The sequence below is a fragment of the Halomonas sp. GT genome, assembly GCF_002082565.1.
Classification (GTDB): Bacteria; Pseudomonadota; Gammaproteobacteria; order Pseudomonadales; family Halomonadaceae; genus Vreelandella.
This window is the reverse complement of sequence record NZ_CP020562.1, coordinates 475,196-488,507: the sequence shown is the minus strand read 5'-3', so window position 1 is coordinate 488,507 and position 13,312 is coordinate 475,196. Positions and strand designations below refer to the sequence as shown.

Below are 13,312 nucleotides of genomic sequence, written 5' to 3'. Positions count from 1 at the left end.
TTTCAAGGAGGACCATCACTATGTTTGGTTCACTTAAATCACTGTTTCGTGCCAACAGTAAAGGCGTGCAACAAAAGCATGCCAGCGAAACCGCCCAACGCTCTAGCGGCCTACCCGTCGGCATGACCCCAGACGACTTTAGCGGTCTTCGACTCGGCGGTATGGTGTCGCTCAATATGCTGTCGCTGAAAGCGTTCGACAGCCTGAATTTTGATGCCAGTTGGAGTGGCGCTGCGCAAGAAATAGCCGCGATTGGCGTCGTCGAACTCGGCCAAGGCGAACAGCTAGCGCGCTTTTATCTGGAAAATGACACATGGATTCAAGCCTCCATTGCTAATGGCAAGGTGTTTGAATACAAACTGTTCGACTTCCTGTCGTCGCAACATGTTTCTAATCTTGAATTTGATGGTTTGATCAATCAGCCGGATAGCAAGGCACCCGCTCATCCACTCGGCCAGAGCAGCTTTACGCTGGAATCAGGCGACGACATTCCAGACGACCTTAAACGCTATCAGCGCGTCTGGGGCGCTGAAAACAGCGAATGGTCAGCTCCGGTAGTGCTCGAGGAAACGGTGACTCGCGCCAATGGCAGCGGAATATCTCAAGTCACGCATCATTGCATGCTCTATGAACGCCATGATCAGGCCTCAGAGCGTTTTGAATATATTCTGCTAAGTGCTGAAGCCGATGAACTGGAAGGCAGCTATCAGTTAGTCACCAGCTTGGGCATCGATATCAGCGCAGTGATCATCGAAGCGCATTGATGGCTTTCTGTAGAGCCTTACTGATTACCCTTCACGACTTTCGATTCAACACGTCCAGCTTACAACTCACACCTAACGATTGACGACTAAAAAAGGAAACGATAATGGGCAATATCGGTATGTACTTGGCAGGCCTGCCAGCGTTTTTCGCCTACTTGATCACCGCGGCCATTCTACTGGTAGCGTTCATGGTCGCGTACAGCAAGATTACCCCGCATCATGAATGGAAGCTTATCCAGGAAGGCAACGCCGCGGCGGCAACCGCCTTTGGCGGCGCCACCCTAGGCTTTACCATACCGCTCTATAGCGCTATGGCAAACAGCGTGAGTTTCATTGATTTTATCGCCTGGGGCATCATCGCCTTTATCGTGCAGATTATTACCTTCTTTGCCATCAAGCTGGTGCTGAAAAGCAAAGGGCAGAGCCTTTCCGGACATATTACCGATGGCCACGTGGCATACGGTATTTTTGCGGCAACCATCGCTATTGCGGTTGGCCTGCTCAACGCAGCGTCCATGATCTGGTAAAGGGAGACACCCATGCAATCATCTAACCAGCCACCGCGCCGCAAGCGTAGCTCTCGGCTGACCCTGGCCTTAATGGGCGCAGCCGGTACAGCCGCGTTAGCCGGCTGCGGGCAGTCATCCCCGCCGCAAGACACGCTATCGGATATCAATTTTTCAGAACCCAAGGCCTACCAGAACATAGACGAGTGCGTGGCAGACGAGCTTTACACGCGCACCGCCTGTGAAGCAGCGTTTACGGCAGCCATTGAAGCGGTTCCGCGCTTTGACTCCTTAGAAGCTTGCGAACAGGTACATGGCGAAGGAGCCTGTGAGCCTCCTCCCCAATCAGCTCAACAGGGGCAAGGTGGCAGTTGGTTTGGTCCAGCACTGATGGGCTATATGGTTGGCAACATGATGGCCAACCGCAATGGCGCACGGGTGCAAAGCCTGTATCAAGAGCCAGTCTACCGTACCCGCCAGAATCGCGGCGACTGGAACGCTGCGTCGTCCTCTGCTTCGTCACGGGTAGAGCAACGTAATCAGGCCTTTCGCTCATCAGCTATGCAGTCTAACCAACGGGCAACTCAACGCTCTGGGTTCGGTTCGCGCTCCAGCGCACGGGGTGGATTTGGCTCCTAAGCTAACTTCCGTTCGTTTAACCTCTTCCGAACTCATCTGCGCCAGTAAGGAGCCGCTTTATGTTGCGCGTTGCTATCACTGAGCGCCCTCAATGGCGCGAACTGGCGCACCAGCTAGGGTTTCACTTTCACACCATTGAAGGGGAGCCCTACTGGACCGAGGATGCCTACTATCAGTTTACGCTGGCACAGATCGAACAGGACATTGAAGACCCCACCGAGGCACTACACGAGATGTGTATGGATGCCGTTGACCGGGTCTGCCAGTCTGATGCACTGCTTCACCAGCTAAATATCCCTGAACAGATGTGGGGCGTTATTCGGGCCTCCTGGCGTAATGGCCAGCCCCACCTCTATGGGCGGATGGATTTTGCCTATAGCGGTAATGGGCCTGCCAAACTGCTAGAGCTTAACTACGATACGCCCACCAGCATTTACGAGGCTGGCTTCTTTCAGTGGCTGTGGCTTGAACAGGTGATCGAACAGCGCCTGCTGCCTGCCCACGCCGATCAATTCAATTCGATTCAAGAACGCATGATTGCTGCCCTCGCCCATATCGGGCAGCGCCTTGAACGCAACGGCTCAGCCCCACCAGCATTGCACTTCGCCTCCATCAAAGCCCATGAGGAAGATCGCGCCACCGTTGCTTATCTACAGGACTGTGCCTTACAGGCGGGGCTGAATGCCCCCTTTATCCATATCGAAGACATCGGCTATCAACCCAACACCGACCACGGCTGTTTCGTTGATCTGGAAAACCGGCCAATCCGCGCACTGTTTAAGCTCTACCCGTGGGAAGAAATGAGCGATGACGCTTTCGGTGAGCTGCTGCCCATGATGCAAACCCACTGGTTCGAGCCTCCGTGGAAAGCCATCCTCAGCAATAAGGGCATCCTGCCGTTGCTATGGCAGTGGCATGAAGGCCATCCCAACCTGTTACCGGCGTATTTTGACACCAGTGATGGCACGTCGCTGACACCCGGCTGGGTGCGCAAACCATTTTTCTCTCGGGAAGGTAGCAATATTGAGCTGATCACCACGAGTGGTCAGTACGAAGCCGTTGATGGCCCCTATACCGACAACCCGCGTATTTTGCAGGCCTACCACCCACTGCCGCGCTTTGGCGAACGGCATGCTCTGATCGGCAGTTGGGTAGTCGGTGACAAGGCGTGCGGCATTGGTATTCGTGAAGACATCGGTCGAATTACCAAGGATTCCAGCTGTTTTGTTCCGCACGCCATTGTCTAAGGTGTTTCAGTAGTTGAGAAGTGTTACTCGCTGGCTTCGGGGCGCATCGCTGGGAACAGCAGTACGTCCCGAATAGAGGGGCTATCGGTAAACAGCATTACTAAACGGTCAATACCAATCCCTTCACCCGCCGTTGGCGGCAAGCCATACTCCAACGCACGCACGTAGTCTGCGTCAAAATACATCGCTTCCAGATCACCGGCATCTTTCTCGGCTGCCTGTTCGCGGAAGCGTTCAGCCTGATCTTCAGCGTCATTAAGCTCCGAGAAGCCGTTGGCAATTTCTCGGCCACCGACAAAGAACTCAAAACGGTCGGTAACGAAAGGATTAGCATCATTTCGACGCGCCAGCGGGCTAACTTCTGCGGGGTATTCAGTGATGAACGTCGGCTGGTCCAGCTTGTGCTCGGCTACTTCTTCGAAAATCTCGGTCTGAACTTTGCCCAGCCCCCAACTCTCCTTCACTTTAATGCCCAGCTTTTCTGCTACCGCTTGTGCGGCTTCCAGCGTATCCAAATCCGCATCGGTGATGCCGTCGCCATGATCAAGGATCGCTTGGCGTAGCGTCAGGCGTTGAAACGGCTGTCCGAAGTCGTAGCTAGCGCCTTGGTACTCGATCGTCGTTGTGCCCAGCACTTCTTGGGCCGCCGTGCGCAGCATGGCTTCGGTCATATCAAGCAGGTCACGATAATCCGCGTAGGCCCAATAGAATTCGACCATGGTGAACTCAGGGTTATGTCGCGTAGACAATCCTTCGTTACGGAAATTGCGGTTGATTTCAAACACTTTCTCGAACCCCCCCACCACCAGGCGCTTGAGGTAAAGCTCCGGTGCAATACGCAGATACATATCAATATCCAGCGCATTATGGTGAGTAATAAATGGCCGTGCTGCTGCACCACCGGGGATCGGCTGCAGCATCGGCGTTTCAACTTCCATAAAGCCACGAGCTTCAAAGAAACGGCGCATGGAGCTGATTACCGCCGCGCGAGTTTCAAATACCTTACGCGACTGCGGGTTCATGATCAGGTCTACGTAGCGCTGGCGATAACGCGCTTCCTGGTCAGTCAGGCCGTGGAACTTATCTGGCAACGGACGCAGACTTTTGGTAAGTAGCTGCGCTTCTACCATCATGACGTACAGGTCACCCTTACCCGACTTATGCACGGGACCACGGGCAGCGACAATATCGCCAATATCCCACCCTTTGATGTCCTCAAGCACGTCAGCAGGCAAGCCCTTTTTGTCCACGTAGAGCTGGATTTGGCCGGCCACATCTTGAATCACGATAAATGGACCGCGCTGACGCATGACGCGACCTGCCACCGACGCTTGATGATCAAGCGTTTCAAGCTCCGCTTTATCCTTTTCGCCTAGCAGGTTGTGTAGCTCAACCGTGAGACTGTCACGGCGAAAATCGTTCGGAAAAGCACTCTTACCTTGCTCTGCAGCGCGCTCACGGCGGGCTGCGAGCTTGGCACGGCGCTCAGCGATTAGATGGTTTTCGTTATCGAGAGAAGACGCGTCTTGGTTAGCCATCGGGCACCCTGTTCATGTTCAAACGCTAAAAAAATTACAAACCCTGCTTTAGACTGGCGACGATAAACTGATCTAAATCGCCGTCGAGCACTTTGTCGCAGTTGCTAGACTGAACGCCGGTGCGCAGGTCTTTGATGCGTTGATCGTCCAGTACATACGAGCGAATTTGGCTACCCCAGCCAATATCGGCTTTAGAGTCTTCCGCTTCCTGCTTGGCCGCATTACGCTTTTGCATTTCGTGCTCCCACAGCTTCGCCTTCAACTGCTTCATGGCGAAGTCGCGGTTGGCGTGCTGGCTGCGCTGATTCTGGCATGCCACCACAATACCGCTAGGCTCGTGGGTAATCCTCACCGCTGAGTCAGTGGTGTTAACGTGCTGACCACCTGCACCGCTGGAGCGGTAGGTGTCTACTCGCAGGTCAGAGGGATTAATTTCAACCTCAAAGCTGTCGTCAATTTCCGGCGACAAAAATACCGATGCAAACGAGGTATGACGACGGCCCCCAGAATCAAACGGACTTTTACGCACTAGACGGTGCACACCTGTTTCAGTGCGCAACCAGCCAAACGCATAGTCACCTTGAATATGCAGCGACGCCGATTTGATGCCTGCTACCTCGCCAGCGGAAATTTCGATAATCTCTGCTTTGAAACCGTGGCTCTCTGCCCAGCGTAAGTACATACGCAGCAAAATATTCGCCCAGTCTTGGGCTTCGGTACCGCCCGACCCCGACTGAATATCCAGATAGGCATTATTCTCATCCATTTCACCAGAAAACATGCGGCGAAATTCGAGCTTCTCCAATGCCACTTGCAGACCATCGAGCTCTTTGCGCACCTCATCAACGGTGCCTTCATCTTCTTCCATCTCAGCAAGTTCAAGCAGGTCGCGGCTATCAGCCAAGCCCTGATCAAGCTCATCGATAGTGGCGACAATCGCTTCAAGCGATGCGCGCTCTTTACCCAGCTTTTGGGCATAGTCTGGATCATTCCAGACATTAGGGTCTTCAAGTTCGCGGGATACTTCTTCTAGCCGATCTTTGCGTTCGGCATAGTCAAAGATACCCCCTAAGAACGTCTGTCCGCTCAGACAGGTCCTTAATCTGGTTATGAATCGGGTTAGTTTCCAACATGGATCGCCTAGCCTTGGTCAGTATCGCACGGTTCAAAAGAGACAGGCGCCGCTGGGGCAGCTAAACGCCTAGGCTTAAAAATGCCAACGCTAGCCGCCCCAGCGGCGGAATTCTGAGACGCATTGTAACGAAAGCCAACGCTTACCGCACCCATCCCGAAAAAAGGATCGCAATGCAAAAAACCCGGCTTACGCCGGGTTTATATGCAAAACGAATCAAGCTGTCAGCTTATGATCAGAAGCGATAGGTAAGCTGAGCACCGAAGCCATGGGCTTCGTTTTTATAGTCTGCTGAGTAGTTAGAGGTAATCGGCGGCGTTTGCTGACCGGCCACGGTGAAGCTGTCAGTTTTGCTTTGATCAACCTGGGTGCTGCGTTCGGTAAGGTACGAGTAAGCAACGTCTAAGGTTAAATCAGGCGTGGGGCTCCAGCCTGCACCAATCGAGAAAATCCGACGGTCGTCAGAGGGAATACGCACGCTACGAGTTTCATCCTGGGTGGGCGTAAAGTCTAGCGCTACCCCAGCGCGCAGTGCCAGTGTGGGTGTTAACTGATACTCACCACCGGTAGAGAATGCCCAAGCATTGGAGTAATTCTGCTGCTCATTGGTAATTTCACCACGCTCGGTGCCGGTGACCAAAATCTGGTCAAAGCGACTCCAGCGTGCCCAGGATGCACCAAACATTAACTTGAGGTTGTCACTCATTTGCTGAGTCAGCGAGAAGTTGACGGTTTCAGGCGTTGTTAAATCCAACGCTGCCGTATCTGTTACTGTGCCGATCCCTAGCTGATCCAACACTGGTGAGTTAGCCGCAAAGCTACCTTCCAGATTAAAATCTACTTTTGAACGGTACGTTAAGCCGAACGTAGTTTCAGGTACTGGCTGATAAATGATACCCAAGTTATAACCCCAGGCCTCATCATCGCCTTCCACACGCGAATCCACTTCAGAAAGGCCCAGCGGTGTTGCCACTGGCACCTGACGGCGAAGTTCCCCTTCTACGCGGTTATAGGTGAGGCCCGCGCCGACAGACCACTGCTCGTTGAAGCGATAAGAGACCGTCGGCTGAGCCGTCATCACTTTCACTTCGGTGTAATTGCCCTGGTTACGCCCCTGAAAACCATTTTCGTATTCGGTTTTAGAACCGAATGGCGCGTAGACCCCAAAACCGAATGCCAGCTGTTCATTAACAGGGTGCGCATAGAAAGCGAAGGGAATTAGCGTACCCGGCACCATATCACCATCGTTGGTGCCCGCCACTGGCAACGTATCTGTCGCCCCCCCTGTCGCCTGCAGGAAAGCAGGGCTACTCTGTGAGGCACGTACATTCGTGATGTCACTATTTACGTTTAGGAACGTGCCACCCGCCGTGATTTGAGCACGATCAAGAAACGACATACCTGCTGGGTTACCATACACAATGGTTGCATCATGCACATTTGAGCTGCGCCCGGCATGACCATACCCCTGTCCGCTGACGCTCTGCTCATTGATTTGATAACCGCCTGCTTGTGCCTGACTAACAAAAGCAACTGATGCTACTGCGGCCGCCAAGGTGAGCTTTTTAAATTTATTATGCATAGTGGGCCTCTCTTCCCAATGATCCGATGGATACTTCCATCCACCCTCTTTGTTCTAACACCTCAGTTTTCGCCCAATGACCGCTTGGGATCAAGGGCAAACGAGCGTTTTATTTCGGTTTTGACTTATACATTAGTCGAACGAGTGTTTTAAATCAGTGTTTTAGTCATTTCGACTGAAGGCCTCAATATCGCTTGACCTATGTGTGACCCATAGGTTTTACACTTAAAAACATCACAACTTCCACGCAGAGGACGTTATGCAGCCTGGAGAGATGAAGGTCGGCGAACTTGCCAAACGCGGTAGCGTTACTGCTGAAACGGTTCGTCATTACACCCGCGAGGGGTTGCTGGCACCCACACGCCACCCTGATAACGGTTACCAGTTATTTTCAACCACTGACTTAGAGCGGCTGCACTTTATTCAACGAGCACGCAAGCTCGGTTTTAGTGTGGCAGAGATCCGCGACATATTGGCCCACGCCGACCAAGGTGACTCCCCTTGTCCATTGGTTCGCGACCTACTTGCCCACCGGCTACCACAAATCCGTGCGCGAATCGCCGAGCTTGAAGCGCTGGCCCAACGCATGGAACAGGCATTAGAAAGCTGGCAGCACATGCCAAATGGCATGCCCGATGGCCATAGCCTATGCCGTTTAATTGAGAGTTTTCCCGAGGAGGCACCATGCAATCACGCACCCTGCAGCCACAAACACTGAGTCGCACCGTGCCGGGCATGAATTGCCAGGGCTGCGTCAAGCGTATGCGCGAGGCGATTCAAGCCGCAGACCCCAACGCCCTCGTTGAAGGCTTTCCCGCGGACAAACGCCTGGAAGTTACCAGTACATTAGAAAACGATGCGCTGGACAGCACATTGAGTGAGGCGGGCTATCCGCCGGATGACCCCAGCAGCGAGACTCAACCGCCTACGGAAAGTGATACTACGCAAACGGCCGATAGAGATAACGACAAAAAGACGACTGAAAATGAGACACCTACCAGCGCCCCTCGGCAGAGACTGTTAATTAGCGGCATGACCTGTGCAGGCTGTGTAAATAGCGTCGAAAAGGCATTGGCTAACACCCCAGGGGTTAACAACGCATCGGTTAACTTTGGCACCCACACCGCCCAAGTAACGGGCAACGTTGAACGCGAGGCGCTGATTAACGCTGTAGCGGCAGCGGGCTACCGCGCCGAGCCCATTGTCGATATGCGCGAGGCCGAACGCACCCGCGAGGCACAAGAGGCCGTAACCTATCGCCAACGCCTGCGCGGCAGCATGCTGTCATTATCGCTAGCCATTCCGCTCATGCTGAGCATGTTTGTTTACCACCCACACCCCATGGGAATGGGCCGCCTCTATTGGCTGGTTATTGGTCTGCTTACCCTGGCTATTTTGGCATTTCCAGGACGGCACTTTTTTACCAACGCTTGGAAACAATTCAAACACCACCAGGCCAATATGGACACACTCGTGGCCATGGGCACCGGTACCGCCTGGCTCTATTCGATAATGGTCGTGGCGTTTGCTCCTTGGCTGCCAGAGGTCGCCCAGGGCATTTACTTTGAAGCATCAGCCATGGTGGTGGGGCTAATTCTACTCGGCAATGCTATGGAACTGCGTGCCCGTGGCCGCACCAGTAGCGCATTGAAGCGCCTTCTGGATCTACAAGAGAAAACAGCACGCGTTATTCGTAATGGCCAAGAACAGGAGCTGCCTGTTGACGACGTAGCGATAGACGATCATATCCGCGTACGCCCCGGCGAACGACTGCCAGTAGATGGCATCGTACTTGATGGTCAAAGCTATATCGATGAATCCATGCTGACCGGCGAACCGCTGCCCGTTCATAAAAACGCGGATGACGATGTCAGCGCTGGTACTGTTAACGGCAATGGCAGCTTGGTCTATCGCGCCACTCGTGTGGGCAGCGACACTCGCCTGGGACGCATAACCGAACAGGTCGCCAGCGCTCAAAACTCTCGTCCGCCAATTGGCGAACTGGCCGATAAGGTATCGGGAATTTTTGTCCCCAGCGTCATGATCATCGCCGTACTAACCGCGCTGATCTGGTTTAACTTCGGTCCCGCCCCGGTGGTGATCCATATGCTGGTGACCGCCACCACGGTACTGATTATCGCCTGCCCTTGCGCATTAGGGCTGGCAACACCGATTTCCACCATGATTGGGGTGGGCAAAGCCGCCGAACACGGCGTGTTGGTAAGAAGCGGTGAAGCACTGCAAACCGCCAGCCGTATTAACACCCTGGTGGTAGACAAAACCGGCACGCTGACCGAAGGCAAGCCCCGCGTGACCGATGCCACTGTACTCCATAGTGATCCTTCGCAAGTGCTCGCCTGGGTAGCCGCTCTGGAAAGTCGTTCGGAACATCCGTTAGCCAATGCATTAACAGCTTATGCCGAAGAGCATAATGCCCCCGCTGAAACACTGGATACGTTTGATAGCGTTACCGGTGGCGGCGTGAAAGGTAGCACCCAAACAGGCGACTCACTGCTGCTGGGCAATGCCCGCCTACTCGAAGAGGCTGGTGTGGACCTAACCCCCGCAGAAGAGAGCGTACGCAAGCTAGAAGCGAAAGCACGTTCATTGGTATACCTAGCAGCCAATGGCAAGCTAGCTGCTCTATTCGGTATCAGTGACCCGCTGCGTGGTGACGCGGCCGCCGCAGTGAAACGCTTACAAGAAGATGGGTTAACCGTCGTCATGCTCACCGGCGATAATGAACACACTGCGGCCGCAGTAGCACGGGAAGTCGGCATTAGCGAGTTTAGAGCAGGCATGACGCCAGATGATAAACATGCGGAAATTGAGCGTCGTCAGCAAGCAGGCGAAGTCGTAGGCATGGTGGGGGATGGCATCAACGATGCCCCAGCTCTGGCTCGTGCTAATGTTGGCTTTGCCATCGGCCAGGGCACCGATATCGCTATGGAGAGCGCCGGGATTACCTTGATGCGCGGTTCGCTTCATGGTGTGGCTACTGCCATTGAATTAAGCCGGGCGACGCTCATCAACATCAAACAGAACCTAGTCGGAGCCTTTGGCTATAACGTACTGTGCATCCCGATTGCTGCAGGCGTGCTTTACCCGTTCACCGGCATGCTGCTGTCCCCCATCATTGCCGGTGCAGCCATGTCGCTATCGTCAATCACCGTGGTTAGCAACGCCAACCGTTTAAGGCTTTGGAAGCCCGCCCAACAGGAAGCCTCATCATGAGCCTATTGATCAACTTGGCAGGAATCGGACTTATCGCTGCTATCGTATGGTGGTTTTGGCTTAGCGCTTGATCGTGAAAAACTAATGCGAGAGGGGTATCGTCAACACAAATGGCCTCCCCCCTCTCAGCGTCAATAGAGTCGTACATCTTTCAACCAGTACCAATCCGTTGGCGCTTGGCGTACCCAGGCTTCGAACAACGCATCCATTTTTTCAGAATAAATGATGGCTTGTTCCCGACTGGTCAAACGTGGCTCCCTCGGCAACGGAGGATGCACTGTCAACGTCATCTCAGCGCCTTCGTGCCGCGTCACACATAACGGTAAGATTTGCGCACCTTGGCTAGCGGCCAGCCTAGCGGCCATCCAACGGTTTCCCCGCGCCAATGGCTCTTTACCAAAAGCCGGTATATGCCCATTAGGCCCCGGTTCATCAGGCATGATTGATACGCTGGCTCCTTGTGACAGTGCATTCATCAATTGCCGCATGGGCTGGGGCTGAGCCGTCGAGATAAATTGGGCATGGGGCATTATCGACTGCCGCGCCCGCATGGCGAGCGCCATGCGAGCTTCGGTCTCTCTTGGCTCGTAAAGTACGTATAGCGAATCCAGTGCTCGCCCCAAGACAGCTAAACCAGTTTCCCAGTTAGCCAGGTGCGGGGTAACGATTAGGCAAGGCCCCGACAGTGTATGGATGGCGTCTTCATTGACGATATGAAATTTAGGGCTACGCACTAACCTCGGTAGAGCGGGGATCTCGGCATAAACACGCCCCATCTGCTCCCCATAAGCCATCAGCAGTTCACGGCGCTCACCGGTTTCCAGCGTTCGATCATTCAGAAACTCAAGATTGCCCACCAGGCGCTCGACCCAACGTGCCTGCCTATTCCAGGCTTTCTTGGCATAGCGCCTTCCTAATCGTGCCCCCAGGGCTGAGACAGCCGACACCGGCAGCCCCCGCATCACAGCCGCTAGCACCGCATCACGATCAATTGCAGGTCTTGTCATGAGGTTTCCGTGGTTGCAATTTCATTGGCAGACCTCCTTTGGGACGCAACGTAAGGCGGCACTCAATCGCCACCTGATGATCAGGCAGCAACGTTGGCGTGAAGTGTTGTGCCAATGTCGCCAAGCAGAGCACCCCCTCGTATAGTCCGAAGCGTTTTCCCAAACAAACACGGGGCCCTACACTGAAAGGTAGATAGGTGAACTTGTCTGGGCGAGGCACCTTGGGCAGAAAGCGCTCGGGAACAAAATGGTTTGGCGCTTCCCATAATTTTCGATGCCGATGCATCAGCCATGGGGAAACGAGCAAGACAGTACCTGGGCGCACCTCACGATTACGAATTTGATCAGCACCACGCGCTTGGCGACTTAGCATCGGTACCGGTGGGTATAGCCGCATAGCTTCCTCAAATACCGCCATGGTGTAGGGCAACTTGGCGACATCTTCGTAACACGGTGCTCTACCTCCGAGGACGTCATCAAGCTCTTGCTGCAGGAGCGCCATGGCCTGTCGATCATAATCGAGCAAGTACCAGCACCATGCCAGTGCGTTGGCGGTCGTTTCATGTCCCGCCATAAACATGACAATCGCTTCATTACGGACTGCTTTCCGCCCCATCGGGCAGCCACTACCTTCGCCCTCTTTCATAGACGCCATAAAGCTATCTACTAAGCTATGCTGCCCCTGTCCTGATCTTTGCGCATGGCGATCAATGATGCGGTCGATAATTTCATGCACTTGCTTTGCGGAGTAACGCGTACGCGCCCTTCGCAGCGGATTGCCTAGCAAACTCAAAAAGGGCAAACCCAGCATATTAGCCATATCCAGATGCTCAGAATGGTGCTGATACTCGGTAAAACCAGCCACCACCTGTTCGGCCTCTTCGTCCGTTGTATCATCACCAAAAATCGTTCGGCCAATGATACGCGCCGTCAAGTGAGCCATCTCGGTAAGCATGTCGATGGGCACATCCTGCGGGTGCTCGGCCCACCGTTTGGCAGTCTCATCAGCCGAGGCGGTCATGATGGTACAAAAACCAGGTAATAAAGCGTTCGTTAGCGACGGAGCACATTGGCGTCGGCGCTGACGCCACAAATCGCCATCACTGACAAATAGACCATCATCAAGCAAGGGTGTCAGTGCACGCCGCATTTGCGGGCTTTTGCGATCATAGTTGTCATGCTGCTCAAGAAATACTCGGCGCACCGTATCAGGGCTGTTACATAGAACATAATCCTGATTCAGCAGTTTCATACGCGAGGTACGTATTGAGTAGTCTTTCTCCCGCCACACAGAAAGCAAATCGTGCTGCGCTCGACGCATGCGGTGCATGATGCCTTTATGCTCTGCAACAGGCTTTACCTTGACCGGCGGCTCCAGGTATTGCGTTCGTTTCAATGCATCAGCCAGCCGCTGATTATCATCAGTGTTTTTTGCGATTACTTCTGCGTTGCTTGAAACAATATCGTGATCCATTATCCGCGCCCTGCTTGATATACGCATTCCTGGAAGGCACTTTTCAGGCCTTCCTTACTAGCCGTGTATGTTCGATATGGGTATCGACCAGACAACATACGCGGGGCGTTTTGAGTGACCGTAGCAAATGACGTGTAGGCGCTGCCCGCGCAGATACTTGGCGCAGTAACACTACCGTACTCGCCTTTG

Annotated in this window: 11 protein-coding genes; 6 read left to right on the top strand and 5 right to left on the bottom strand. The window is 53.8% G+C overall.

Annotation, left to right across the window (positions count from 1 at the left end):
- Positions 1-20: 20 nt before the first annotated feature.
- From B6A39_RS02295 to B6A39_RS02280, 4 genes are all read left to right on the top strand, one after another.
- Entirely contained in the window at positions 21-764 is a 744-nt protein-coding gene (locus B6A39_RS02295; protein ID WP_083000927.1) for a DUF2491 family protein, read from the top strand.
- Positions 765-868: 104 nt separating this feature from the next.
- Entirely contained in the window at positions 869-1,291 is a 423-nt protein-coding gene (locus tag B6A39_RS02290; protein ID WP_083000925.1) for a DUF350 domain-containing protein, read from the top strand.
- Positions 1,292-1,303: 12 nt separating this feature from the next.
- On the top strand, positions 1,304-1,909 hold the full coding sequence (locus B6A39_RS02285) for a DUF1190 domain-containing protein (RefSeq protein ID WP_083000923.1): 606 nt from the start codon (positions 1,304-1,306) through the stop codon (positions 1,907-1,909).
- A gap of 59 nt (positions 1,910-1,968) precedes the next feature.
- A complete protein-coding gene (locus tag B6A39_RS02280) occupies positions 1,969-3,156 on the top strand; it encodes a glutathionylspermidine synthase family protein (protein WP_083000920.1) in 1,188 nt (395 codons plus the stop codon).
- A gap of 23 nt (positions 3,157-3,179) precedes the next feature.
- On the opposite strand, the gene lysS is transcribed toward B6A39_RS02280, so the two are convergent.
- The 3 genes from lysS to B6A39_RS02265 all read right to left on the bottom strand — a co-directional run bounded on the left by lysS (position 3,180) and on the right by B6A39_RS02265 (position 7,408).
- On the bottom strand, positions 3,180-4,694 hold the full coding sequence (gene lysS, locus B6A39_RS02275) for a lysine--tRNA ligase (protein WP_083000918.1): 1,515 nt from the start codon (positions 4,692-4,694) through the stop codon (positions 3,180-3,182).
- A 34-nt stretch (positions 4,695-4,728) separates the two neighbouring features.
- Positions 4,729-5,827 (bottom strand): peptide chain release factor 2 gene (prfB, locus tag B6A39_RS02270; RefSeq protein ID WP_125745374.1). Its coding sequence is split into 2 segments (ribosomal slippage): positions 4,729-5,751 and positions 5,753-5,827, totalling 1,098 coding nucleotides; the frame shifts between segments, so codons are not numbered across the junction.
- A 234-nt stretch (positions 5,828-6,061) separates the two neighbouring features.
- Positions 6,062-7,408 carry an OmpP1/FadL family transporter gene (locus B6A39_RS02265; protein WP_083000914.1) on the bottom strand — a complete coding sequence of 449 codons (1,347 nt, stop codon included), beginning with the start codon at positions 7,406-7,408 and terminating at the stop codon, positions 6,062-6,064.
- 274 nt (positions 7,409-7,682) lie between these two features.
- On the opposite strand from B6A39_RS02265, the gene B6A39_RS02260 reads away from it, so the two are divergent.
- Positions 7,683-8,126, top strand: coding sequence for a MerR family transcriptional regulator (locus B6A39_RS02260; protein WP_083007831.1), 444 nt, complete (start codon positions 7,683-7,685; stop codon positions 8,124-8,126).
- Positions 8,093-10,642 carry a heavy metal translocating P-type ATPase gene (locus B6A39_RS02255; protein ID WP_083000911.1) on the top strand — a complete coding sequence of 850 codons (2,550 nt, stop codon included), beginning with the start codon at positions 8,093-8,095 and terminating at the stop codon, positions 10,640-10,642. Before B6A39_RS02260 ends, B6A39_RS02255 begins: the two co-directional genes overlap by 34 nt.
- 131 nt (positions 10,643-10,773) lie before the next feature.
- On the opposite strand, the gene B6A39_RS02250 is transcribed toward B6A39_RS02255, so the two are convergent.
- Positions 10,774-11,649, bottom strand: a complete 876-nt coding sequence (locus B6A39_RS02250; protein WP_083000908.1) for a lysophospholipid acyltransferase family protein — start codon at positions 11,647-11,649, stop codon at positions 10,774-10,776.
- Positions 11,630-13,123, bottom strand: coding sequence for a cytochrome P450 (locus B6A39_RS02245; protein ID WP_083000905.1), 1,494 nt, complete (start codon positions 13,121-13,123; stop codon positions 11,630-11,632). Before B6A39_RS02245 ends, B6A39_RS02250 begins: the two co-directional genes overlap by 20 nt.
- Between the last annotated feature and the right edge of the window lie 189 nt (positions 13,124-13,312).

What these genes read in the sequence shown, in the direction of transcription:
- B6A39_RS02295 (WP_083000927.1), top strand. Translation starts at nt 21, where the DNA reads ATGTTTGGTTCACTTAAATCACTGTTTCGTGCCAACAGTAAAGGCGTG.
- B6A39_RS02290 (WP_083000925.1), top strand. Translation starts at nt 869, where the DNA reads ATGGGCAATATCGGTATGTACTTGGCAGGCCTGCCAGCGTTTTTCGCC.
- B6A39_RS02285 (WP_083000923.1), top strand. Translation starts at nt 1,304, where the DNA reads ATGCAATCATCTAACCAGCCACCGCGCCGCAAGCGTAGCTCTCGGCTG.
- B6A39_RS02280 (WP_083000920.1), top strand. Translation starts at nt 1,969, where the DNA reads ATGTTGCGCGTTGCTATCACTGAGCGCCCTCAATGGCGCGAACTGGCG.
- lysS (WP_083000918.1), bottom strand. Translation starts at nt 4,694, where the DNA reads ATGGCTAACCAAGACGCGTCTTCTCTCGATAACGAAAACCATCTAATC.
- B6A39_RS02265 (WP_083000914.1), bottom strand. Translation starts at nt 7,408, where the DNA reads ATGCATAATAAATTTAAAAAGCTCACCTTGGCGGCCGCAGTAGCATCA.
- B6A39_RS02260 (WP_083007831.1), top strand. Translation starts at nt 7,683, where the DNA reads ATGAAGGTCGGCGAACTTGCCAAACGCGGTAGCGTTACTGCTGAAACG.
- B6A39_RS02255 (WP_083000911.1), top strand. Translation starts at nt 8,093, where the DNA reads ATGCAATCACGCACCCTGCAGCCACAAACACTGAGTCGCACCGTGCCG.
- B6A39_RS02250 (WP_083000908.1), bottom strand. Translation starts at nt 11,649, where the DNA reads ATGACAAGACCTGCAATTGATCGTGATGCGGTGCTAGCGGCTGTGATG.
- B6A39_RS02245 (WP_083000905.1), bottom strand. Translation starts at nt 13,123, where the DNA reads ATGGATCACGATATTGTTTCAAGCAACGCAGAAGTAATCGCAAAAAAC.